The 24,436-nt window shown below is 75.4% G+C and carries 16 protein-coding genes; 9 read left to right on the top strand and 7 right to left on the bottom strand.

All coding sequences use genetic code 11. The features are described from left to right. Positions 1-172: 172 nt before the first annotated feature. The 5 genes from ACFQLX_RS16890 to moeZ all read left to right on the top strand — a co-directional run bounded on the left by ACFQLX_RS16890 (position 173) and on the right by moeZ (position 6,506). Positions 173-1,978, top strand: a complete 1,806-nt coding sequence (locus ACFQLX_RS16890) for a DUF3492 domain-containing protein (protein WP_386415938.1) — start codon at positions 173-175, stop codon at positions 1,976-1,978. After that, positions 1,975-3,516: a hypothetical protein gene (locus tag ACFQLX_RS16885; protein WP_386415936.1), complete on the top strand. Its 1,542-nt coding sequence runs from the start codon at positions 1,975-1,977 to the stop codon at positions 3,514-3,516. The genes ACFQLX_RS16890 and ACFQLX_RS16885 overlap by 4 nt, the downstream gene beginning before the upstream one ends. Further along, on the top strand, positions 3,513-4,469 hold the full coding sequence (locus tag ACFQLX_RS16880) for an NAD-dependent epimerase/dehydratase family protein (RefSeq protein WP_386415933.1): 957 nt from the start codon (positions 3,513-3,515) through the stop codon (positions 4,467-4,469). The genes ACFQLX_RS16885 and ACFQLX_RS16880 overlap by 4 nt, the downstream gene beginning before the upstream one ends. Further along, entirely contained in the window at positions 4,457-5,227 is a 771-nt protein-coding gene (locus ACFQLX_RS16875) for a spherulation-specific family 4 protein (RefSeq protein ID WP_386415931.1), read from the top strand. Before ACFQLX_RS16880 ends, ACFQLX_RS16875 begins: the two co-directional genes overlap by 13 nt. A gap of 106 nt (positions 5,228-5,333) precedes the next feature. Beyond that, the gene (gene moeZ / locus ACFQLX_RS16870) at positions 5,334-6,506 is read left to right on the top strand and encodes an adenylyltransferase/sulfurtransferase MoeZ (protein ID WP_386416024.1); all 1,173 of its coding nucleotides are present in this window, start codon (positions 5,334-5,336) and stop codon (positions 6,504-6,506) included. A gap of 67 nt (positions 6,507-6,573) precedes the next feature. Here moeZ and ACFQLX_RS16865 read toward each other — a convergent pair whose 3' ends face one another. The 5 genes from ACFQLX_RS16865 to ACFQLX_RS16845 form a co-directional block, all read right to left on the bottom strand. Further along, positions 6,574-8,160, bottom strand: coding sequence for an alpha/beta hydrolase (locus tag ACFQLX_RS16865; RefSeq protein WP_386415929.1), 1,587 nt, complete (start codon positions 8,158-8,160; stop codon positions 6,574-6,576). 105 nt (positions 8,161-8,265) lie between these two features. After that, complete coding sequence (locus tag ACFQLX_RS16860; protein ID WP_386415926.1) at positions 8,266-9,843, bottom strand: alpha/beta hydrolase; 1,578 nt, start codon at positions 9,841-9,843, stop codon at positions 8,266-8,268. Between the two features lie 145 nt (positions 9,844-9,988). Beyond that, entirely contained in the window at positions 9,989-10,813 is an 825-nt protein-coding gene (locus ACFQLX_RS16855) for a hypothetical protein (protein ID WP_386415924.1), read from the bottom strand. A gap of 79 nt (positions 10,814-10,892) precedes the next feature. Next, positions 10,893-14,339 (bottom strand): ATP-dependent helicase, encoded by a 3,447-nt coding sequence (locus tag ACFQLX_RS16850; protein WP_386416022.1) that lies wholly within the window; start codon positions 14,337-14,339, stop codon positions 10,893-10,895. Between the two features lie 99 nt (positions 14,340-14,438). Further along, positions 14,439-14,843, bottom strand: coding sequence for an MGMT family protein (locus ACFQLX_RS16845; protein WP_386415922.1), 405 nt, complete (start codon positions 14,841-14,843; stop codon positions 14,439-14,441). 62 nt (positions 14,844-14,905) lie between these two features. Between ACFQLX_RS16845 and ACFQLX_RS16840 the strand changes: the two genes are divergently transcribed. The 4 genes from ACFQLX_RS16840 to nudC all read left to right on the top strand — a co-directional run bounded on the left by ACFQLX_RS16840 (position 14,906) and on the right by nudC (position 23,472). Next, positions 14,906-17,728 carry a flippase-like domain-containing protein gene (locus ACFQLX_RS16840; RefSeq protein ID WP_386415920.1) on the top strand — a complete coding sequence of 941 codons (2,823 nt, stop codon included), beginning with the start codon at positions 14,906-14,908 and terminating at the stop codon, positions 17,726-17,728. An 85-nt stretch (positions 17,729-17,813) separates the two neighbouring features. Then, a complete protein-coding gene (locus ACFQLX_RS16835; RefSeq protein WP_386415918.1) occupies positions 17,814-21,095 on the top strand; it encodes a UvrD-helicase domain-containing protein in 3,282 nt (1,093 codons plus the stop codon). Further along, on the top strand, positions 21,092-22,525 hold the full coding sequence (locus tag ACFQLX_RS16830; protein WP_386415917.1) for a M20/M25/M40 family metallo-hydrolase: 1,434 nt from the start codon (positions 21,092-21,094) through the stop codon (positions 22,523-22,525). Before ACFQLX_RS16835 ends, ACFQLX_RS16830 begins: the two co-directional genes overlap by 4 nt. Positions 22,526-22,530: 5 nt before the next feature. Next, positions 22,531-23,472 carry an NAD(+) diphosphatase gene (gene nudC, locus ACFQLX_RS16825; RefSeq protein ID WP_386416020.1) on the top strand — a complete coding sequence of 314 codons (942 nt, stop codon included), beginning with the start codon at positions 22,531-22,533 and terminating at the stop codon, positions 23,470-23,472. A gap of 52 nt (positions 23,473-23,524) precedes the next feature. Here the strand turns inward: nudC and ACFQLX_RS16820 are convergent, their stop codons facing one another. Next, positions 23,525-23,782 (bottom strand): glutaredoxin domain-containing protein, encoded by a 258-nt coding sequence (locus ACFQLX_RS16820; RefSeq protein ID WP_386415915.1) that lies wholly within the window; start codon positions 23,780-23,782, stop codon positions 23,525-23,527. Between the two features lie 119 nt (positions 23,783-23,901). After that, positions 23,902-24,357, bottom strand: coding sequence for an anthrone oxygenase family protein (locus ACFQLX_RS16815; protein WP_386415914.1), 456 nt, complete (start codon positions 24,355-24,357; stop codon positions 23,902-23,904). Positions 24,358-24,436 lie beyond the last annotated feature (79 nt).

Genomic DNA, 24,436 nt, shown 5'->3' with positions numbered 1-24,436 from the left:
GAACGCGCCCGGTCCGGGAAAGTTACGGCCATTCACCCCTTCCGGTGGTGCGGCGGACAACCGTCCGCCGCACCACCGCCCACCCCGCTTACCTTCCTTGCGACGGCGCCGCACATCCGCCGCCGTCATCGGTCAGAGCTCCGAACAAGGGTCCGGGCAAGGGGGTTTCCACGTGCGTATCGCACTGCTCGCCGAGAGCGGCCATCCGTATGCCGCGGGCGAGGGCGGCGTGTGGTGCGACCGGCTCGTACGGGGCCTGGCGGACCACGAGTTCGAGATCTACGCCCTGGAGAGCGCCCCCCAGCCCCCCGGCGCCCCGATCGAACCGCCGCCCCACGTGCGCGCCGTCCACCTCGCCCCCCGCCACCTCGCCCGGCCCTTCCACGCCACCCCGCAGACGTACGGACGCCGGGGCCGCGAGCGCTTCGCCGGGCACTTCACCGACCTCGCCGCCGCCCTCAGCGCCCCCTTCTCCCGCGACGCCCCCGAGGCCGAGCGCTTCGCCGCCGGCCTCTACGGACTGGCCGCGCTGGGCCGCGCCGACGGCGCCGCCCTGCGGCACGCCCTGCGCTCCCGCGGCGCCCTGCGCCTGCTGGAGGCCGCCTGCCGCGCCCCCGGCAGCGGACGCCTCGTCCAGGAGGCCCGACCGGTCGACCTGCTCGCCGCGATGGACCAACTCGCCGCCGCGCTGCGCCCGCTGTCGCTGCCCTGGTACGGGCGCGGCGCCCTGGCGGACGCGGACCTCTGCCACGCCCTCTCCGGCGGCACGGCCGCCCTGCCCGGCCTCCTCGCCCGCCACTTCCACGGCACCCCGCTGCTGGTCACGGAGTACGGCGTCCGGCTGCGCCGCCACTACCTCGCCCCCGACCCCGCCGTCCCCAGCGCCCCGGCGCGGGCGCTGGGTGCCGGCTTCGAGCGGCTGCTCGCGGGCGAGCTGTGCCGCCGGGCCGACCTGCTCACCCCCGGCAACGCCCACGCCCGCCGCTGGCAGCGCCGCCTCGGCGCGCCCGCCGCGCGCCAGCGCACGGTCTACCCGGGCATGGAGGCCGAGCGCTTCGCCGCGGTCGGCGAGGCGAAGCTGCCCAGCGCGCTCGCCGGGGAGGAGACGGGCGGCCCTGACGGCACCGGCGGCCCTGGCGGCCCTGACAGGGCGGTCGGCGGCGAGCGCGCCCCGGAGGGGCAGACGCTGGTCTGGGTCGGGCGCATCGAGCCCGCCAAGGACGTCATCGCGCTGCTGCACGCCTTCGCGGAGATCCGCCGCGAAGAGCCCGGCACCCGGCTGCTGCTCGTCTCCCAGGGCGGCGGCGGCCCGCGCAACACCGCGTACGAGGCGCACTGCCGGGCGCTGGCCGCCCAGCTCTTCCCCGACGAGGCCGCCGGAGCCCACGAGGTCGGCGACAACCCCGTCTCCTTCGAGGAGATCGGCGGCCCCGAGCTGCCCGACCCGGCCGCCGCCTACGCCGCCGGGGAGGTGCTCGTGCTCTCCTCCGTGGTCGAGGGCTTCCCGACCGGGCTGGTCGAGGGGATGTTCTGCGGCCGGGCCTCGGTCTCCACCGACGTCGGCGCGGTACGCGAGGTCATCGGCGGCACGGGCCTGCTCGTACCGCCGCGCAACCCCCGCGCGCTGGCGGACGCCTGCCTGGCGCTGCTGCGCGACCCCTCGCGCCGGGCCCGGCTGGGCGCGGCGGCGCGGGCGCGGGCGCTGGAGCTGTTCACCGTCGAGCAGAACACGGCCGCCTTCCGCGGCATCTACCTGGAGCTGATCTCCCACCGCGCCACTCCCCGTACGGGCGCCGCGCACCGGCCCTTCGCGCGCCCGGCGGAGGCGGCCGTCCGGGGCAACTGGACGGCCGGCCACCAGGGTCGGGGGACGGTGCCGCGCTGGTCGCGGCCGGCGGAGGGCGTGCACCGGGAGGGCCCGGCGGCCGGGCCGGCCGCCGGTACGGCGTCGTACGCGGGCGGGGGCGAGGCGCGATGAGCGGTACGCACAAGCGGCGGCCAGCCGGGGCACGGGCGGCAGAGCGGCCCCCCGTCGTAGCGGACGAGCACCCCGCGGCCACCGACGAGGAGCCCAAACCCGCCGACGAGTTCACCCAGAGCGCGGCGGACCGGCCGCACCCGGAGCCGTACGCCGTCGAGTCCGCCCCTGAAGCCGCGAGCGCCGTCGGGACGGCTACCACCGCCACCACGCCCGACCGCACCGCCACACTCGACCGCAGTGACGACCGCACTGATCGCAGCGACGACCACGCCGACCGCAGCGACGACCGTACCGACCGCACCGACCGCCGCAGGCCCGCCTCCCGGCGCGGCCCCGCCGATCCCGTACGCACCCTGCTGCACCGCCACCGCGAGCTGTGCGCCCGCGCCGTCGACCCCCTGGAGATCGCCGCCGGGCTGGAGGCCCGGGGCATCACCGACCGCACCGCCGCCGACTACCGCCACCGCGACGTCTTCGGCCTCGCGGAGGAGCTGTTCGCCCGCAGCCCCCGCGAGCCCGCGCCCCCCGCGCCCGCCCCCGACACGCCCCCGCTGGAGCCCGCCCGCGACGCCCTCCCCGGCGTGGCGGCGATCCTCACCGCGCTGGCCGCCGCCCGCACCGGCGGCGCGGGGCAGGCCGCCCTCGTCCTGCTCGGAGCCCTCGCGACCGCCGTCGCCCTCGGCGCCCTCCCCGCCCGCCTGGCCCCGGGCAGGCAGGCCCCGGGACGGCAGGCCCCGCACGGCGAGCCGCCGCGGACCGCCGCCCCCTTAGGCGTGGCCGGGCTGCTGGCCGCCCTGCTCTACGGCGACTGGCTCTTCGGCGAACTCCTCGCCGGCGCCGCCTCCGCCGCCGACTTCGCCGCCCCCCAGCCGCACCTCGCCGCCGTGGCCGCGCTCCTCGCCGCCCTCCCGGCCGCCTCCGCCGCGGCGCGGTGGTTCACCGTACGGGCCGAGGGGGCGCTGCGTACCAGCCGCGACCTCGACGAGTTCGCCGCCCGCGTGCGCCCGCTGCTCGCCGCCGCCACCGCGATGACCGCCGCCGCCGTCCTGGCCGCCGAGCTGCTCGCCCAGTCCCTGGCCGGCGGCAGCGCCGCCCTCACCTTCGCCGCCACCGCGCTGGGCGTCGCCCTCTTCGCCGCCCGGCTGCTCACCGCCCACCGCTTCGGCCCCCTGGCCGCCACCGCCCTCGCGGCGGCGGCGGCCGCCCAGGCGGCGGTCCCGCTGCTCGTCCTCACCGCCCGCCTGCCCGGCCTCGGCCCGGTGGGCCGCCCCGCGGAGCTGCTCGCCGCCGCCTGGGGCCCCCTCGCCGTACCGGCCGTGCTCAACGCCGCCGCGGCGCTCGTCCTCCTGACCCTCGCCGCCGCCACGCTCACCCGGGCCGGCGCCCACCGCACCACCCAGCGACCCGCACACCGCACCGCGTACCGAACCGCGGCGCACCGCTCAACGGCTCACCGCAAGGAGCACCAGGCCATGCCAGCCACGCCCCCCTACGACCGACGACCAGCCCTCCCCACCCACGGAGGTGCCCGATGAGGGTGCTCCTGCTCGGGGCGAACGGCTTCCTCGGCCGCTATGTCGCCGACCGCCTGCTCGCCGACCCCGCCGTCCAGCTCACCGCGCTGGGCCGCGGCGACGACGCCGACGTCCGCTTCGACCTGGCCACCGGCAGCCCCGGCGCCCTCACCCGGTTCCTGGACGCCGTCCACCCCGGCGTGGTCGTCAACTGCGCCGGCACCACCCGGGGCAGCGCCAAGGACCTGATCCGGCACAACACCGTCGCCGTCGCCACCGTCTGCGAGGCCCTGCGCCGCGCCAGCGTCAGCCCCCGCCTGGTGCACCTGGGGTGCGCCGCGGAGTACGGGCCCGCCCAGCCGGGCTCCTCCACCGCCGAGGACGCCATGCCCCGGCCCGGCGGTCCGTACGGGGTGAGCAAGCTCGCCGCCAGCGAGCTGGTGCTCGGCTCCGGGCTGGACGCCATCGTGCTGCGGGTCTTCTCGCCCGTCGGCCCCGGCACCCCGGCCGGCTCCCCGCTCGGCCGCCTCGCGGAGGCGCTGCGCCGGGCGATGCAGCAGGGCGACGGGGAGCTGAAGCTCAGCGGACTGGGCGCCCAGCGCGACTTCGTGGACATCCGCGACGTGGCCCGCGCGGTGCACGCCGCCGCGCTCTCCGCCGCCCAGGGCGTGGTGAACATCGGCAGCGGCCGCGCGGTCCGACTCCGCGACGCCGCCGGGGCGCTGGCCCGCGTCGCCGGCTACAACGGCGCGCTGCACGAGCTGGACGCGGGACTGGCCCGCAGCATCCCGCCGCAGGGCGGCATGGCCGAGCCGGTCGCCGGGGGCGCCGCCGCGTACCCGTACCCGGACGGCTGCGGGGCCTGGCAGCAGGCCGACGTGCGCACCGCCCGCGACCGGCTCGGCTGGCGCCCCCGGATCGTCTTCGAGGAGTCCCTCGCCGACATCTGGATGGAGGCGGCATGCCGGATCTGAGAGCCGGGGGAGCGCCCGCCCTGCGCCCGCCCCGCGCCCCCCTCGCGCCGCCCGTCCCCGTACAGCCGCCGCTGGGCCTGGGCATCCCCGGGTACGCGCATCCGCTCGTGGCGCCGCTGGAGTGGGGCGAGCTGGCCCGCGCCCCGCGCGCCGTGCACTGGTCCGTGCTGAACGTGGCCGGCTCGGGCGGCGGCCCCGGCAGCCGCCCCGACCCGCACTGCCTGCAGGCCGCCGGAGCGCTGCGCTGCGCGGGGGTGCGGGTGCTCGGGCAGCTCGACCTGCGCTGGGGGCGGCGGCCCTTCGGGGAGCTGATCACCGAGGCGCACCGCTACCTGGAGTGGTACAAGGTCGACGGCTTCTACCTGGAGCGCTGCCCCACCGAGCGCTCCCTGCTGCAGACGGTGCGCCGCACCTCCACCACGCTGGGGGCGCTGTCCCCCGGCGCGCACATCGTGCTGGCGCACGGCACCCACCCGTACCCGGGCTACGCGGAGGCCGCCGACCAGCTGGTGACCTTCGCCGGGTCGTGGACGGACTACCGCTGGTCGCAGGTGGCGGAGTGGACCGCCGAGCACCCCGCGGAGCGCTTCGTCCACCAGGTCCACGGGGTGCCCCGCAGCCATCTGGAGGAGGCCATGCGCATCGCGCGCTGGCACGGGGCGGGGACGGTCTACTTCACCGATCGGCGCAGCTGGGAGGCCATGCCCGGGTACTGGGACGAGATTGTCTCGCGGATCGGACGGCAGGTCTCGGAATGAGAAGCGCCGTGGCAGTGTTACGCGGAGAACACCGGTGCTTTGCCCCGCTGTCCCCGTCGCCCCACGCTGTCCACGCTACGGAGTCCCCGTGTCGCTGCCGCAGAAGCTGCCCGCTCTGGTCGAGCCGGCCGCCGACCTCACCGTTGACGAAGTACGCCGCTACTCGCGCCACCTGATCATCCCGGATGTCGGGATGGACGGCCAGAAGCGGCTGAAGAACGCCCGGGTGCTCTGCGTGGGCGCCGGCGGCCTGGGTTCACCGGCGCTGATGTACCTGGCGGCGGCGGGCGTGGGCACGCTGGGCATCGTGGAGTTCGACGAGGTCGACGAGTCCAACCTCCAGCGCCAGATCATCCACAGCCAGGCCGACATCGGCCGCTCCAAGGCCGCCTCCGCGCGCGACACGGTGCTCGGCATCAACCCGTACGTGCGGGTCGAGCTGCACGAGGAGCGGCTCGACTCCTCCAACGTGATGGAGCTGTTCGCCCAGTACGACCTGATCGTGGACGGCACGGACAACTTCGCCACCCGCTATCTCGTCAACGACGCCTGCGTGCTGCTGAACAAGCCGTACGTCTGGGGCTCGATCTACCGCTTCGACGGCCAGGCCTCGGTCTTCTGGTCCGAGCACGGCCCCTGCTACCGCTGCCTGTACCCGGAGCCCCCGCCGCCGGGCATGGTCCCCTCCTGCGCCGAGGGCGGCGTGCTGGGCGTGCTGTGCGCCTCGATCGGCTCGATCCAGGTGACGGAGGCCATCAAGCTCCTCACCGGTGCCGGCGACCCGCTGCTCGGCCGGCTGATGATCTACGACGCCCTGGAGATGACGTACAACCAGGTCAAGATCCGCAAGGACCCGGACTGCGCGGTCTGCGGTGAGAACCCGACGGTGACCGAGCTGATCGACTACGAGGCGTTCTGCGGCGTGGTCTCCGAGGAGGCGCAGGCGGCGGCGATGGGCTCGACCATCACGCCCAAGCAGCTCAAGGAGTGGATCGACGACGGCGAGGCGATCGACATCATCGACGTCCGCGAGCCGGGGGAGTACGAGATCGTCTCGATCCCGGGCGCCCGCCTGATCCCGAAGAACGAGTTCCTGCTGGGCAGCGCCCTGCAGGACCTCCCCCAGGACCGGAAGATCGTCCTGCACTGCAAGACGGGCGTCCGCAGTGCGGAGGTCCTGGCGGTCCTGAAGTCGGCGGGCTTCGCCGACGCCGTCCATGTCGGCGGCGGCGTGATCGGCTGGGTCAACCAGATCGAGCCGCACAAGCCCGTGTACTGACCCGTTGCGTGCGAGTGCCCCCGCCGACGCGACGTCGGCGGGGGCACTCGCGCGTGGGGGACGCGGGTCAGCCGCAGCTCTTGCCCTTCGGGGGCAGCGTGCCGGCCAGCAGGTAGGCGTCCACCGCCGCCGTCACGCACGCATCGCCCGTGCCGTACGCGCCGTGGCCCTCCCCCTCGTACGTGAGGAGCGTGCCCACCCCCGGGCCCAACTCGTCGACCATGCGCTGGGCGCCCTCGTACGGGGTCGCCGGGTCGCCCTTGCCGCCGACGACCAGGATCGGCGCGGCGCCCGGCGCGCTCACGTCCGGGTCGTTTGCCTCGCCGGCCACCGGCCAGTCGGCGCACCAGCCGGCGACGTCCCAGCCCAGGAAGGGGCCGAAGACGGGCGAGGCCTTCGTGAACTCCGCCAGCGACGCCTTCGCCTGCCGCGGCGTCGGGCGCTGTGCGGCGTCCGCGCAGTCCACCGCGCGCTGGGCGTGCATCTGGAGGCCGTAGCGGCCCGACTCCTCCCGGCCGTTGTAGGAGTCCGCCAGTGCCAGCAGCGTGCTGCCGCTGCCGGACTCCGCCTCCTCCAGCGCCTGGGTGAGCGTCGACCAGCCCGACTTGTCGTAGAGCGGGACGACGATCCCCGTCAGTGCCTGCCCCTCGGTGAGACCGCGTCCGCTCCCGGTGGGCAGCGGGCTGGAGTCGAGGCGGTCGAGGAGCCTCACCAGGCGGGCGGTGGCGGTCTTCGGGTCCTGCCCGCGCGAGGTGAAGTAGTTGTCGAGCGCCCGCTGGAAGCCGATCGCCTGGTTGAGCGCGTGGTGCTTCATGTCGGCGGTGGGGTCGACGATCGCGTCGATGGCCATCCGGCCGACGTTGCCGGGGAAGAGGTGGGCGTAGACGCCGCCGAGCTTGCTGCCGTAGGAGAAGCCGAAGTAGTTGAGCTTCTTGTCGCCCAGCACCTCGCGCATCAGGTCCATGTCGCGCGCCGCGCTGGTGGTGGCGACGTGCGGGAGGACCCTGGCGGACTCCTTCCCGCAGGCGCGGTTGAAGTCGCGGGAGGCGGTGAAGTACGTCTTCTCCTCCGCGGCCGTGTCCGGGGTGCTGTCCATCGCGAAGAAGGCGTCCAGCCGCTTGTCGGGCAGGCAGCGCACCCGTGAACTGCCCGCCACCCCGCGCGGGTCGAAGCTCACCAGGTCGTAGCGCTCGCGGAGCTTGCCGAAGAGCCGCGCGGAGTTGGGCAGCCCGCGCACCCCGGAGCCGCCGGGTCCGCCGAAGTTGAAGAGCAGCGAACCGGTGCTCTTGCCGTACTCGGCCTTCGCGCGGATCAGCGCGATGCCCATGGTCGCGCCGGCCGGCTTGGCGTAGTCCAGCGGCGCCTTCAGCGTCGCGCACTCCCAGCGGGTGCCGTCCGCGAGCCGCGCGGGCGGATGCTGCTGGGCGGGGGGCGCGCCGACGGGGGCCCCGCACGCCTTCCAGTCCAGCCGCTGGCCGGTCAGCGCGGCGGGCAGGGCCGGCGGTCCGGGGTCGGCGGGCTTGCCCTGCGCGGTGCTGCCCGGTGCGGCGGTGGGCTGCTTGCCGGGCCCGCCGGACCCGTCCGTGCAGCCGGTCGCGGCGAGCAGGAGTACGAGCGCCGCGGCCGCGGTGCGTATGTGCGCCTTCGTAGACATGTGCGAGCCCCCCGGGTGCGGCGTATGAAGGGGTGAGCCTAGCGCGGTGGCGGCCGGCCGCTCCGGGAGGGCTGTGCGGGGACTCCGCGGGGACTCCGGACCGGCCTACCGGCAGGTCGCGCCCTTCTCCGGCAGCGTCCCGTCGAAGAGGTACGCGTCCACCGACTCCCGTACGCAGGAACTGCCGCCGGTGTACGCGCCGTGCCCCTCGCCCTCGTGCGTCAGCTGGTAGCCCACCCCGGGGCCCAGCGCCCGTACCATCCGCTCCGTCCCCTTGAACGGTGTCGCCGGATCGTTGGTGGTGCCGACCACCACGATCGGCGCGGCACCCTTCGCACTCACGTCCGGGGTCTTCGCCGTCCCCTGCACCGCCCAGTCCGTGCAGCTCAGCAGCGACCAGGCCATGAACTCCCCGAAGGCCGGCGAGGCCGCGCGGAACTCCGGCAGCAGCGCGCGCACCTCGTCCGGGGTGGGCCGCTCCGAGGAGTCCTTGCAGCTGATCGCGGTGAAGGAGGACTGCAGGGTGCTGTAACGGCCCTTGTCGTCACGCCCGTTGAGCGCGTCGCCCAGCACCATCAGCAGCCGCCCGTCGTCGGTGTTCGCCTCCTCCAGCGCCTCGGAGAGGATCGGCCAGAAGTCCGCCGAGTACAGCGCCTGCGCGATGCCGCTGGTCGCCAGCGCCTGGGTGAGGCGGCGGTCGCCGATGCCGGGGAAGGGCTCCCCGTCCAGCCGCCTGATCAGCGCGGCGACCTTCTGCGCACCCTCGCGCGGATCCTCGCCCAGCGGGCACACCTCGCCCTGGGCGGCGCAGTCCTCGGTGTAGCTCTCCAGCGCCAGCTGGAAGCCCTTCGCCTGCGCCAGCGAGCGGTGGGTGGCGTCCAGCGTCGGGTCGATCGCGCTGTCCAGCACCGCGCGGCCGACGCGCTCGGGGAAGAGGTGGGCGTAGACGCCGCCGAGTTCGGTGCCGTACGAGATGCCGAAGTAGTGCAGCTTCCCGTCGCCGAGCGCGGCGCGCATCAGGTCCATGTCGCGGGCCGCGTCCTCGGTGCCGACGTAGGGGAGGACCGTGCCGGCGTTCTTCTCGCAGGCCCGGTTGAAGTCCTTCACCCCTCGCACGTACGAGCGCTCCTCCGACCGGTCGTCGGGGGTGTTGTCGGCGGCGAAGTACGCGTCGAGCTGCTTGTCGTCCAGGCAGCGCACCCCGTCGCTGGCGCCGACCCCGCGCGGGTCGAAGCTGACCAGGTCGTAGCGGGTGCGCAGGGTCTCGAAGAGGTGCGCGGTGCCGGGCAGCGTCTCGACCCCCGAGCCGCCGGGGCCGCCGAAGTTGAAGACCAGGGATCCGATGCGGTGCGCGGGGTCCGCCGCCCGGGTGCGGATCAGCGCGATGCCGATCTTCTCGCCGTCGGGCCTGGCGTGGTCCAGTGGTACGGGCAGCGTGGCGCACTCCCACGTCAGCGAGCCGGCGCCCTGCGCCTCCTGGGACGGGGCCGGCTCGCAGCGCTTCCAGTCGAGGGCGGCGGCGGAGTGCAGCGCGCTCTCGGCCCGGGTGGTGGTGGGGCCGCGCCCGGCGGGGGAGTCGGGGGAGCCCCCGCAGGCCGCCGCGGTCACGGCCAGCACCACGACCGCCGCCCCGGCAGCCAACCTGCGGGCGGTGGTCGTCCTGGCGCAGGCGGACGGCTGCACAAGCGGCTCCCCGGATACGGTGCGATGGCCTGGACGGCCATCGTGTGCCGGGGCTCCCAGCCGCGCGCTCCGGGCGGAGCAAACGAGTGAGTCGCAGGTCAGCGGCCCGTACGCCTGCCTCCAACAGCCTCCCGGGGGAGGGGAGTCAGCTGTTGAGCCGCGCCATGTCGACGAACTCGCCCGTCCCCGGCGCCCGCACCCGCCGCGCCGCGTCGAAGTCGGAGAAGGCGAGGGAGCTGCTCCCGGAGCCGGCCGCCTCCCCGCCGCGGCTGTCCAGGCGCAGGATGTACGGCGTGCCCTCGGTGGCCACCCAGGCGGTCGTGGAGCGGCGCCCGTCGACGCCGGTCACGGCGATGACCGGCCGCCCGCCGAGCGTGCCCTGCGCGCCCTTCCGCGTCCGCGCCCCCGCCCGCGCGGGAAGCAGCCCGGCGAGCAGCCGGTCCAGATCGCACAGGTCCCGGAACTCGCCCGCCCCCGAACGCCCGTCGAGCCGCAGCCAGCGCCCGGCGATCCGGCCCTCGGTGAGCTGCGCCTGCTCCCGGCCGCCCGCGTTGGCGACCAGGTAGCGCCGGTCGGGCTTCATGTACGAGGAGCCGCCGGCGACCAGGACCCGTACCCGCGAGGGAGGCGCCGCGGAGTCGATGGTCCCCACGCAGCCGCCCTCCCGGCCGAGGGACAGCCGCAGCTGCGAGCGCGGCCCCGCCACCGGCGCCAGGTAGCCCTCCACGGTCAGGGAGTCCGCCTCCCTCATCGCGGCGAGGGCGGAGCGCCCGATCTCCTCGGCGGACCGCTCGGCCAGCGGCACACCGCCGTCGGAGCAGCCCGTCAGCGCCGCGGTCAGCAGGAGGAGCGGCGCGGCGGCGGTACGAAACCGCGCCGCCGCGTGCGTACGGGCAGCCGGGGAGCGGCCCGGCGGACCGAAGGGGATGCGGAAGACCACCGGTCGCTCCTTGTTCACGGCTGGGCGCATCAGGGGGCGTCCCTGTGGGACGGATCTGACATCCGATCACACGGCGGGACCCCCGCCGCCGCGCCCTGCCGCGGCGCCCTCACTCCACGATCTGGCGGCCCTCCGGGCGCGCGCTGCAGGAGCTGCGGAAACCGCACGTCGAGCAGTGGGCGCCCGGCGTCGGGCGGAAGCGCTCGTCGAGGACGCGGGCGGCGGCGGTGGCGAGAAGTTCACCCGTCCAGGTGTCGGGCAGGGGTTCCTGGTGCTGGACGGCGGGCATCGTCTCGCCGCCCTCGCGGACCGGCGCGGGCAGCCGCAGGTGCACCAGCTCCGCCCCGCCGGACCGCGGTGTGCGCCCGTCGAACAGCTCGTCGGCGGCGCCCGCGGCGACGGCCGCCTGGTAGACGGCGAGCTGCGCGTTGCGCTCGATCTCGGCGCCGGAGGGCTTCTGCTTGCCGGTCTTGAAGTCCACCACGTACGCCCGGCCCTCGGCGTCCTCCTCCACCCGGTCCATCGAACCGCGCACCCGTACCTCGAACTCGCCCGCCTTCAGCGTCACGTCGAAGCCGTGCTCGGAGCCGACCGCCCGGCGCCCCCCGCGCTCCAGCACGTGCCAGCGCAGGAAGCGCTCCAGCGCGGCGCGCGCGTTCTCCTTCTCCTGCGCCGACTTCCACGGCGCGTCGAAGGCGAGCCCCTCCCAGACCGTGTCCAGCCGCTCCATCAGCACGTCCAGATCGGCGGGGGTACGGCCCGAGGCGACCTCGTCGGCCAGCGCGTGCACCACCAGGCCGAAGCCCTGCGCGGAGCTGGCCGGGGTGTCGGCCTTCACCTCGCGGCCCAGGAACCACTGCAGCGAGCACGTGTCGACCAGCAGCTCCAGCGCACTGCCGGAGAGCGCGACGGGCTGCTCGGGGTCGCGTACGGGCACGGCGTTGCGCGTCGGCTCGTCCAGCCCCCACCAGCGCTGCGGATGGGCGGCGGGGACCAGCGGCTGCCCGTCGTCGTTCAGCGCCGCCAGATAGGCCAGCCGGCGCGCCGCCGCCTCGCGCAGGCCCGGGTCGGCGTCGGGGTCGACGGTCGTGGCGCGCAACTCCGCGACCAGGGCGGTGAGGTTGAGCGGGCGGCGCGGGCGGCTCGCTATGTCCTTCGGCTCCACGCCCAGCTCGCCCAGGAAGCGCGAGGGCGTCTCACCGTCCTCCGCCGCCGCCTTCACCGCCGTGACGACCAGCCGGTCGCGGGCCCGGGTCGCCGCCACGTAGAACAGCCGCCGCTCTTCGGCAAGCAGCGCGCCCGGCGGGAGCGGCTCGGCGATGCCGTCCGGGGCGATGCGGTCGGCCTCCAGCAGCGAGCCGCGCCGGCGCAGGTCGGGCCAGAGCCCCTCCTGCACCCCGGCCACCACCACCAGGCGCCACTGCAGGCCCTTGGAGCGGTGCGCGGTCATCAGCCGGACGGCGTCGGGGCGGGCGGCGCGGCGGCTCAGCACGTCGGCGGCGATGTCCTGGCGGTCGACCTCCTCCAGGAAGTTCAGCGCGCCCTGCCCGCCCGCGCGCTCCTCGGCGCGGGCGGCGGTCTCGAAGAGCGCGCAGACGGCGTCCAGATCGCGGTCCGCGTTGCGCCCGCCCGCACCGCCGCGCCGGGCGGCCCGCTCCAGGCGCTGCGGCCAGGGCGTGCCGTCCCACAGCAGCCACAGCGCCTCCTCGGCGGTGGCGCCGCCGGCCAGCGCCGAGCGCGCGCCGGCCAGCAGCGCGGCGAGACGGCGCGCACCGCGACCGTGCGCGCCCTCGTGGGCGACCAGGCGGCGCGGATCGGCGAGGGCTTCGGCGACGAGCACGTCGGAGGGGCGCGGCACGGACCGGCCGCCGGCCCGCTCCTCCTCGCGCAGGGCGCGCCCGAGCCGGCGCAGGTCGGCGGCGTCCAGGCCGCCGAGGGGGGACATGAGGAGGGTGGTGGCGGTCTCGGCGTCGAGGGACGGGAGTTGAGACGTCGCGCCCTCAAGCTCCTCGCCCTCGGCGCCCTCTTCACTCTCCGGCGGCGGCTCCTCCCCAAGCTCTTCGAGGAGGGGATCCCCCCTCCCATCCGCTACGGGCGCCGCCTGCGCAGTCGCAACGGGCGCCTCCTCCGCCTCCGTTGCGGGCACCCCGCCGCGATCCGCCCCCAGCGCCCCCTCCGCCGCCACCCGCAGCGCCAGCAGCAGCGGCGCCACCGCCGGTTCGTGACGCAGCGCCAGATCGCCGCCGGAGACCTCCAGCGGCACCCCGGCGGAGGTCAGCGCGCGCCGTACCGAGGGGATGCTCCGGCCGCCCGCGCGCACCAGCACCGCCATCTCGCCCCACGCGATCCCGTCCTCCAGATGCGCCCGGCGCAGGATGTCCGCCACGTTGTCCAGCTCGGCGCCCGGCGTCGGGTACGTGTACACCTCGACCCTTCCGCCCCCGCGCACCGCGTCGAGCGCACGGTGGGCCTGGACCGTCTCGGCGGGCAGCAGCGGCAGCGGCATCCGGCGGGTCAGCTCGCGGGTGGCGTCCAGCAGCACCCGGCCCGAGCGGCGCGAGGTGCCCAGCACCGCCACGTCGGCGGGCGTGCCGTCGCGGCGCGGGAAGACGTGGGGGAAGTTCAGTATCCCGCCGATGTCCGCGCCCCGGAAGGCGTAGATCGACTGGTCGGGGTCGCCGAAGGCCAGCAGCGTGCGGCCCTGGCCGGCCAGCTCCCGCAGCAGCCGCACCTGGGCGGCGTCGGTGTCCTGGTACTCGTCGACGAAGACCGCGTCGTAGCGCGCGGCCAGCTGCGCCGACACCTCCGGACGCCGCGCCAGCACGGCGGCGCGGTGCACCAGCTCGCTGTAGTCCAGCACCTCCCGCATATCCAGCACGTCCAGGTACTCCGCGAGGAAGGCAGCCGCCGCCGCCCAGTCGGGGCGCCCCGAGCGCCCGGCGAAGGCGGCCAGCTCCTCGGGGCGCAGCCCCAGCTCCCGGCTGCGGGCCAGCACCGCGCGCACCTCGTCGGCGAAACCGCGCGTGGTCAGGCAGGCCCGCAACTCGTCGGGCCACGGAGTGCCGTCGCCCAGCAGGGCGCCCGGCCGGGCGGCCACTCCGGCCAGCAGCTCCCGTACGAACACGTCCTGCTCGGGACCGGAGAGCAGCCGCAGCGGCTCGGCGAAGAGGTCGGCACCCTGGTGCGCCCGCACCAGCGCGTAGCAGAAGGAGTGGAAGGTCGTCGCCTGCGGGGTCGCGGCGGAGCCGGCGCCCGAGCCCAGCCGCGCGGCCATCCGGTCGCGCAGCTCCACGGCCGCCGCCCGGCTGAAGGTGAGCACCAGGATCCGCTCCGGCTCGGTGCCCTTGCGGATCCGCTCGGCCACCGCCTCCACGAGCGTCGTGGTCTTTCCCGTACCCGGACCGGCCAGCACCAGCAGCGGTCCGGAATCATGGTCGAGCACCGCACGCTGCCCCCGGTCCGGGACAGGGGGCTCCGCCGCCACGACTGGTGTCTTGACCAGCCGGTACGGCGAAGTGGCCGCAGTCGCGGTGGGGGAGGGAGCGCTCACGTGTATCGCCTGTGCCGGTGGAGGTGCCTGGGTCCGAACGGTACTCCGTACGGCCCAGGGGAGGGGGTGCTTGCCGAGCCGCGGCGGCAGCGGTCGGCCCGGGGGTCAGTCGGGGGAGGGCCCGCGCAGAAGGTCGGGGAGATCCGTCACGTCGCAGTCCCAGCGGGCCTCCCGCAGGTCGAGGCGGGGTATGTGCCGCGCGGTCCCGGAGCCGCTGCCGCCGGAGCGGCCCGCCGCAGCCGTACGCAGCGGGGTCCCCTCCGCCCGGTAGTGCTCCAGCGCCCGCAGCTCCTCGCCGGGAAGCAGCCGCCCGTCCGCCCGCACGACCCGCCACCAGGGCACCGCCGCCCCGTACAGCGCCATCACCCGGCCGACCTGGCGCGGGCCGCCCTCGCCGAGCAGCCCGGCCACGTCGCCGTAGGTCAGCACGCGGCCCGGCGGGATGCTCTCGGCGGTCTCCAGCACCCGGTCCGCGTAGTCCGGGAGCTGTTCGGATCCAGGTTCGCTCATTCCGCACATGGTGCCCCATGCCACCGACAACCGACCCGGATGCATCCGGCCGGAGCCAGGTCATGCCACCATGCACCCGACGGCATCCCCACAGGAGCCGGCCGGTGATCCACGGCGCGACGGACGAGGGAGAAGCCATCACCAGGGGCGGTACGGACAAGGCCACCGGTGCGCAGCGGCGCGATCCGGCGCGGCCGCCTGCCCGCACCGCCGGGCCGGACGGCACGAAGGGCGCCGCGCAGGGGGGCGAAGGGGAGGCCGAGGAGCCGCTCCAGGCGGAGAGCGTGCCGGGCGACGAGCCGCTGCTGCCCGCCCGGGTGCACCGCCCCGCCGACCTGATCAGGCTGCTGCTGGGCGTCCTGGGCATCATCGCCGTCCTGGGCATCGCCGCGGTGGCCAACGCCACCACCGAGGGACTGGGCCAGGACATCAGCAAGGGGGCGCGCTCCGCCCCCTCCGTCCTGGTCAGCATCGGCGGCTTCGTCTCCAGCGTCGCCGTCCTCGTCGTCCCCGTCGCCTTCGCCATCGACCGGCTCATCAAACGCGACGGCCTGCGCATCGCCGACGGCGTGCTGGCGGCCGTCCTCGCGCACGGCGTCTCCCTGGGCATCTCCCTGTGGGTCACCGGCCACGCCCCCGAGGCGGTGCAGGTGGCGCTCACCCAGCAGGTGCCCGGCGGCGGGATAGGGGAGCGCACCGATCCGGTGCACGGCTACCTGGCGCCCGTGATCGCGTACATGACGGCCTCCGGACTCTCCCGCCGCAGCGGCTGGCAGGTCCTGATGTGGGCGGTCCTGATCCTCGACGGCGTCACCGTCCTCATCGGCGGCTACTCCACGCCCGTCGCGATGCTGCTGACCGTCCTCATCGGCTGGACCGTCGCCTACGGCACGCTCTACGCGGTCGGCTCCCCCAACGTCCGCCCGACCGGCCGCCACCTCCTCGCGGGCCTGCGCCGCCTGGGCTTCCGCCCGGTCACCGCGCACCTGCCGGAGGAGCCGCGGACCGAGGCGGACAGCGAGCACGAGAACCGCGGCCGCCGCTACCTCGTCACCCTGGAGGACAGCGCGGAGGCGCTCTCCGTCACCGTCATCGACCGCGAGCAGCAGGCCCAGGGCTTCTTCTACCGCGCCTGGCGGCGGCTCTCGCTGCGCGGCATCTACCAGCGCCGCAGCATCCAGCCGCTGCGCCAGCTGCTGGAGGAGGAGGCGCTGCCCGCCTACGCCGCCCAGGCGTCCGGCTGCACCACCCCGGAGCTGCTCGCCGCCTCCGAGCTGGGCCCGGACGCGGTGATGTTCGTCTACGAGTACGTGCCCGGCCGCACCCTCGACGCCCTGGCGGACGACGAGATCACCGACGGGCTGCTGCGCCAGACCTGGGACCAGGTGCGCACCCTGCAGGCGCGGCGCATCGCCCACGGCCGGCTGGACGGGGACGCGGTCCTGCTCAACCCCGCCGAACCCCAGGGACCCGACGGACCCCAAGTACCTCAAGGACCCCAAGGACCCCAAGGACCCCAAGCACCCCAGGGCACGATCTACCTCACCGACCTCCGCAGCGGCGAGATCGCCGCCGGCGACGTGATGCTGCGGATGGACATCGCCCAGCTGCTCGTGACGCTCGCCCTGCGCGTGGGCGCCGAACGCGCCGTCACCTCCGCCGTCCGCACCCTCGGCCCCGACGCGGTCGCCGACAGCCTCCCGCTGCTCCAGCCCATCGCCCTCACCCGCGGCACCCGCGGCACCCTGCGCCGGCTGGGGCGCGCGCAGAAGGAGCGCGAGCGGGAGGCCGTACTGGAGGCGTCCAAGGCCGCCAAGGGCATGGACCGCAAGTCCATGAAGGCCGAGAAGAAGCAGCTGGAGGACGCGCTGGAGAACGCCCGCGAGGACGACCTGCTCACCCAGATCCGCCACCAGGTGCTGCTGGTACGCCCCCAGGCGCCCGTCGAGCCCGCCCGGCTGGAGCGGATCAGCCCGCGCACGCTGATCAGCGTCATCGCCGGGGTCTTCGCCGCGTACTTCCTCTTCATCCAGTTCACCCACGTCGACCTCGACAAGATCGTCGAACAGGCGAACTGGGGCTGGGTGGCACTCGCGCTGCTCTTCTCCGCCGCGACCTATCCGGCCGCCGCGATGAGCCTGCTGGGCTTCGTCCCCGAACGGGTCTCCTTCCTGCGCACCGTCCTCGCGCAGGTCGCCGGCTCCTTCGTGAAGCTGGTCGCCCCCGCGGCCGTCGGCGGCGTGGCGCTCAACGCCCGCTTCCTGCAGCGGGCGGGCGTGCGCCCCGGCCTGGCGGTCGCGTCGGTGGGCGCCTCGCAGCTCTTCGGGCTCGGCTGCCACATCCTGCTGCTGCTGGTCACCGGCTACCTCACCGGTACGGAGCGCACCCCCTCCCTCTCCGCCTCCCGGGCCGTCATCGCGGGGCTGCTCGCGGCGGCCGTCCTGGTGCTGGTGTTCACCGCCGTGCCGATCCTGCGGCGGTTCGTCTCCACCCGGGTGCGCTCGCTCTTCGCCGGTGTCGTACCGCGCATGCTGGACCTCGTACAGCGGCCGAAGAAGCTCCTCGCCGGGATCGGCGGGATGCTGCTGCTGACCGCGTTCTTCGTGCTCTGCCTGGACGCCTCGATCCGCGCCTTCGGCGGCGAGCTGACCCTGCCGGCCATCGCGGTGGTCTTCCTGGCGGGCAACGCGCTGGGCTCCGCGGCCCCCACCCCCGGCGGTGTGGGCGCGGTGGAGCTGGCGCTGACCGCCGGTCTGACGGCGGCGGGGCTGAAGCCGGACACGGCGCTCTCGGCGGTGCTGCTCTTCCGGCTGCTGACCTTCTGGCTGCCGGTCCTGCCGGGGTGGGCGAGCTTCACGTACCTCAGCCGCAAGGGCGCGCTGTAGGGGTCCCATACCACCCCGCTTCCCGTACGTCCCACGCTCCGGGGTAGTGCACACCGCTGTCCGACCGCACGGCTAGGCTCTCCCGGTGCCCAGCCGTATCACCGACCCCGAGCAGCTCAAGCAGCTCCTCGGGATCCCCTTCACCCCGGAGCAGACGGCGTGCATCACCGCCCCGCCCGCCCCGCAGGTGATCGTGGCCGGAGCCGGCTCGGGCAAGACGACGGTGATGGCGGCGCGGGTCGTCTGGCTGGTGGGTACGGGCCAGGTCGCCCCCCAGCAGGTGCTGGGCCTGACCTTCACCAACAAGGCAGCCGGCGAGCTGACCGAGCGCGTACGCACCGCGCTGACGAAGGCCGGCGTCCTGGACCCCGATCTCCTTCCGGGCGCCGAGCAGGTCGAGGAGCCGCGGATCTCGACGTACCACGCCTTCGCCGGACAGCTCCTCCAGGACCACGGCCTGCGCCTGGGCCTGGAGCCCGGCGCCCGCCTCCTCGCCGACGCCACCCGCTACCAGCTCGCCGCCAAGGTGCTGCGCGCCGGCCCCGGCCCCTACCCCGCGCTCGTCAAACCCCTCGCCACCCTCGTCAGCGACCTGCTCGCCCTGGACGGCGAGCTGAGCGAGCACCTCGTCGCCCCCGCCGCCCTGCGCGCCCACGACCTGCGGCTGCTGCGCGAGCTGGCGGAGGTCCCCCTCGGCAACGAGGACCTGCGCAAGATCCCCCGCGCCGCGCAGGCCCGCCTGGAGCTGACCGGGCTGGTGGAGGCGTACCGCCGGGAGAAGCGCGGCCGCGACCTGATCGACTTCGGCGACCAGATCGCGCTGTCCGCGCAGCTCGCCGAGGGGCACCCGGCGGTCGGCCGGCAGCTGCGCGAGGAGTTCCGGGTGGTCCTCCTCGACGAGTACCAGGACACCTCCGTCGCCCAGCGGCGGATGCTCGCCGGCCTCTTCGGCGGCGGCCACGCGGTGACCGCCGTGGGCGACCCCTGCCAGGCCATCTACGGCTGGCGCGGCGCCTCCGTCGCCAACCTCGACGACTTCCCCGCCCACTTCCCGCCCGCGAGCCGCCACTCCCTGAGCGAGAACCGCCGCAGCGGCGGCCGCCTCCTGCGGCTCGCCAACGACCTCGCCGAGCCGCTGCGCGCCCGCCACGCCGGCGTCGAGGCCCTGCGCCCCGCCCCGGGCGCCGAGCACGACGGCGTGGTGCGCTGCGCCCTGCTGGACACCCACGAGGAGGAGCTGGCCTGGCTCGCCGACTCCCTCGCCCACCTCGTCCGTACGGGCACGCCCCCCGGCGAGATCGCCGTGCTCTGCCGCACCGCCGGCGACTTCGCCGCCATCCAGGGCGCCCTGGTCGAACGGGACGTCCCCGTCGAGGTCGTCGGCCTCTCCGGACTGCTGGACCTGCCGGAGATCGCCGACCTGGTCGCCATGTGCGAGGTGCTCCAGGACCCCACCGCCAACGCCTCCCTGGTACGGCTGCTGACCGGCCCGCGCTGGCGGATCGGCGCCCGCGACCTGGCGCTCCTGGGCCGCCGGGCCCGGCTGCTGGTGCACGTCCGCACCCGGGACACCGACGACCCCGACGCCCGCCTGACCGCCGCCGCCCAGGGCGTCGACCCGGCGGAGGTGTCCTCGCTGGCGGACGCGCTGGAGACCTTCGTCGACGGCGGCGAGGACGCCGAGGACGGCCTGCCCTTCTCCCCCGAGGCCCGGGTGCGCTTCGCCCGCCTGGCCACGGAGCTGCGCGAGCTGCGGCGCTCCCTGGCCGACCCGCTGATGGACGTACTGCACCGGGTGCTGGCGGTGAGCGGCCTGGAGGTCGAGCTGTCGGCCTCCCCGCACGCCCTGGCCGCGCGCCGCCGCGAGACCCTCGGCGGCTTCCTCGACACGGCGGCCCGCTTCGCCTCCCTCGACGGCGAGGCGACACTGCTCGCCTTCCTCGGCTTCCTGCGCACCGCCCAGCAGTACGAGAAGGGCCTCGACGCCGCCCTGCCCACGGACGGCGCGGACACCGTGAAGGTGCTCACCGCGCACAAGTCCAAGGGCCTGGAGTGGGACGTCGTCGCCGTCCCCGGCCTGGTCACCTCGCACTTCCCCAGCACCCGGGCGCGCGAGGCGTGGACCGCGCACGGCAGCGTGCTGCCCCACTCCCTGCGCGGCGACGCGGACACCCTGCCCGGGACGGGTGAGTGGACGGCCAAGGGGATGAAGGAGTTCCGCTCGGAGCTGCGCGAGCACGCCCGGACCGAGGAACTGCGCCTGGGATACGTCACGTTCACCCGCCCCCGGCGGATGCTGCTGGGCTCCGGGCACTGGTGGGGGCCGACGCAGAAGCGCCGCCGCGGCCCCTCGCCCTTCCTCGACGCCCTGCGCGAGCACTGCGAGCGCGGCCACGGCGAGGTGGAGGCATGGGCCGCCGAGCCGCCCGAGGACGCCGAGAACCCGGCGCTGGCCGAGGGCGGCGCCGAGCGGCTGTGGCCGCTGCCGCTGGACGAGGCGGCGGCCGAGCGCCGGCGCGCGGCGGCGCGGGCGGTGGAGACGTACCTGGCGGAGCACGCCGGCCCCGAGCCGGCCCCCGCGCACAGCGCCCACCCAGCGCCCGCCCACCCCGCGCCCTCCCTCCCCGCCCCCCGCCGCGAAGCCGTACCCCCCGAGCCCGAGACCGCCCGCCGGCTCGCCTCCTGGGACCGCGACATCGAGGCCCTGGAGACCGAGCTGCGCGCCTCCCGCGCCACCTCCTTCGACGTGCCGCTGCCGCGCACCCTCACCGCCTCCCAGCTGCTGCACCTGGCCGCCGACCCGGACGGCTTCGCCCGCGAGCTAGCCCGCCCCCTGCCGCGCCGCCCCCAGCCCGCCGCCCGGCGCGGCACCCGCTTCCACGCCTGGGTGGAGTCGCGCTTCGAGGAGCTGCCGCTGCCGATGCTCGGCCCCGACGAGCTGCCCGGCGCGCAGGACTGGCTCCCGCAGGACGACGGGGGGATCGCCGACGAGCGCGACCTCGCCGAGCTGAAGGAGGCGTTCGAACGCAGCACGTACGCCCGGCGCACCCCCTTCCGCGTCGAGGCCCCCTTCCAGCTGACGCTGGCCGGCCGGATCGTGCGCGGCCGCATCGACGCCGTCTACCGCGACGGCGCGGAGCGCTTCGAGGTCGTCGACTGGAAGACCGGCCGCGGCGGCGGCGCCGACCCCCTGCAGCTGGCGGTCTACCGACTGGCCTGGGCCGACGAGTGGGGCATCCCCCCCGAGGACGTCTCCGCCGCCTTCCTGTACGTCCGCACGGGCGAGGTCGTACGGCCCCAGGGACTGCCCGGACGGGCTGAGCTGGAAGATCTGCTGTCGGGTGAGGGCCCTATGCTCGGGGTATGAGCAGCGCCCCGGACAACGCCGTCCGTACCTTCGTCGCGGAGGAATTCCCCTCCCTCCTGGCCGACTTGAGCGAGTGGATCCGCATCCCGTCCGTCTCCGCCGACCCGGAGCGCGCCGCCGACGTGGCCCGCAGCGCCGCCTGGCTGGTGGGAAAGCTCACAGCGACCGGCTTCCCGACCGCCGAGGTCTGGACACCCCCAGCGGTCGAGGGCACGCCCCTCCCCGCCGTCTACGCCGAGTGGCCCTCCGGCGACCCGGACGCCCCCACCGTCCTGATCTACGGCCACCACGACGTCCAGCCCGCCGCCCGCGAGGACGGCTGGCGCACCGAGCCCTTCGAGCCGGCGGTCCGGGACGGCCGGCTGTACGGGCGGGGGGCGGCCGACGACAAGGGCCAGGTCCTCTTCCACACCCTCGGGGTCCGCGCCCACCTGCACGCCACCGGCCGCAGCGCCCCCGCCGTGAACCTCAAGCTCCTCATCGAGGGCGAGGAGGAGTCCGGCTCCCCGAACTTCGCCGCCCTCGTCCGCGAGCACGCCGCCCGCCTCGCCTGCGACACCGTGATCGTCTCCGACACCGGCATGTGGGCGAAGGACACCCCCACCGTCTGCACCGGCATGCGCGGCCTCGCCGAGTGCCAGATCACCCTGCGCGGCCCCGCCCAGGACATCCACTCCGGCTCCTTCGGCGGCGCCGTCCCCAACCCGGCGACCGAGGCCGCCCGCCTCGCCGCCGCCCTCCACGACGAGGACCGCCGCGTCGCGATCCCCGGCTTCTACGACGGCGCGGTGGACCTCACCGACCGCGAGCGCGAACTCCTCGCCCAGCTCCCCTTCGACGAGGAGCGCTGGCTGGCCACCGCCCACTCCCGCGCCGCCCTGGGCGAGGCCGGCTACTCCACCCTGGAGCGGATCTGGGCCCGCCCCACCGCCGAGGTCAACGGCATCGGCGGCGGCTACCAGGGACCGGGCGGCAAGACGATCATCCCCGCCGGGGCGTTCCTGAAGCTCTCCTTCCGCCTCGTCGCCGGCCAGGACGCCGAGCGGGTACGCAAGGCGGTCGAGGAGTGGGTCGCCGGACGGCTCCCCGCCGGCATCGACCACGAGACCACCTGGACCGGCACCACCCGCCCCTGCCTCACCCCCCTCGACGAGCCCGCCCTGCAGGCCCTCACCCGCGCCATGGGCCGCGCCTTCGAAACGGACATCCGCTACACCCGCGAGGGCGGCTCCGGACCGGCGGCCGACCTGCAGGACGTGCTGGGCGTCCCGGTGCTCTTCCTCGGGATCTCCGTCCCCTCGGACGGCTGGCACGCGCCCGATGAGAAGGTGGAGCTGGACCTGCTGGCCAAGGGCGCGGAGACGGCGGCCCTGCTCTGGGACGAACTGGCCGGCGGCGCCGCGGAGCACACCACAGGGGGAGCGAAGTGACCACCATCAGCAGCGGTACGGCGTACGGCATCGGGCCGGTCGCGCTGACCGGCGGCAGCGGCATCGACCGCGCCGCCCACCACCGCCTCGACGAGGCGTGGCTCGCCGCCGCCTGGAGCCATCCCACGACGCGGGTGTTCGTCGTCTCCGGCGGCCAGGCGCTGATCGACGACACCCCCGACGGCCGCACCGCGCTGGTCATGACACCGGCCTTCGAGGCCCCGCCCACCGAGCAGCACCGCTACTTCCTGGGCACGGACCCCGACGGCGTGCGCTACTTCGCCCTGCAGAAGGACTCGCTCCCGGGGCGGATGGACGACTCCGCCCGCCCGGCGGGACTGCGCGAGGCGGGCCTGCTGCTCGGCGACCGGGACGCGGCGCTGCTGACGCACGCGGTGGCGCTGGAGAACTGGCAGCGCACCCACCGCTTCTGCTCCCGCTGCGGCGAGCGCACGGCCATCGCGGCGGCCGGCCACATCCGCCGCTGCCCGGCCTGCGGCGCCGAGCACTACCCGCGTACGGACGCGGCGGTCATCATGGCGGTGACGGACGCGGACGACCGGCTCCTGCTGGGCCGCCAGCTGCACTGGCCCGAGGGCCGCTTCTCGACACTGGCGGGCTTCGTGGAGCCGGGCGAGACGATCGAGCAGACCGTGCGGCGCGAGGTCTTCGAGGAGGCCGGCGTCGAGGTGGGCGAGGTGGAGTACGTCGCCAGCCAGCCCTGGCCCTTCCCCGCCAGCCTGATGCTGGGCTTCCTGGCCCGCGCCACCTCCACCGAGGTGCGGGTGGACGGCGAGGAGCTGCACGAGGCGCGCTGGTTCTCCCGCGAGGAGCTGCGGACCGCGTTCGGCACCGGGGAGGTCCTGCCCCCCTCGGGGATCTCGATCGCGGCCCGGCTGATAGAGCTCTGGTACGGCGAGCCGCTGCCCACGGCGCGGCCCTGGTGACGCGGGTGGGCCGGGCGCCCGTCCGAGCGCCCGGCCCGCCCCCCTTCGTACCTCAGCTGTCCAGAGCGGCCTTGACCTGCGCGATCGAGGGGTTGCCCAGGGCGACCGACTCGCCGCCCGACGCGGGCACCACGACCACGGTCGGCACCAGCTGGTTGCCGTTGTTGACGCTCTCCACCAGCTTGGCGGCGTCCGGGTCGTGCTCGATGTTGACCTCGGTGAAGGCGATGCCCTCGCGGTTCATCTGGCCCTTCAGCCGGGTGCAGTAGCCGCACCAGGTCGTGCTGTACATCGTGACGGTGCCCGCCATGGCTTCGCGCTCCTTCGGATCGACGTGCGTCTTCAGCACCGATCAGAACACACGCGCACGCCCTCTGATTCCCGCCGCCGCGCAGGTCACGGCCCGACCGCCGCTTCGACCGCCGGTGCTCACCGCGCGAGCGCGGCGCAGGCCAGCAGCACGGCGGCGACCACGCACAGCAGCGTCCGCACCGCGTGCAGCCGCAGCCACCGGGCCTCGAACGCCTCCCGGGCGGCGAGCCGCTCCTCGGGGGTGGCGACGGGGGCCTTGCCGAGCGCCTCGTTGAGCGGGATGTTGCCGGCGACGGTGACGAGGTGCGCGAGCACCGTGCAGCCCAGCGCCAGGGCGGCGAGCAGCTTCTCCTCGGCGAGGACGACGGCGAGCAGCGGCCACAGCACGATGCCCAGGAACAGCACGAGGAACCACGGATTGACGATGACCTGGTTGATGCGCCGCATGACGGCGGTGAACTCGGCGTCCGAGCCCCGGCCCAGCGTGGGCATGATGATGAACTGGAAGGCGTACATGACACCGGCGTAGAGCCCGGTGGTCACGACGGCCAGCACGAGCACGGCGGATGTCATGGGCCACACCCTGCCACGCACGCCCGACCCGCGGCCAGGCAATTGCCAGGGCCGCGGCGGGCATTGGTCGTACGAACGC

The sequence above is a fragment of the Streptomyces polyrhachis genome (assembly GCF_042663125.1).
Lineage (GTDB): Bacteria > Actinomycetota > Actinomycetes > Streptomycetales > Streptomycetaceae > Streptomyces > Streptomyces polyrhachii.
This window is presented reverse-complemented; position numbering and strand designations above follow the sequence as displayed.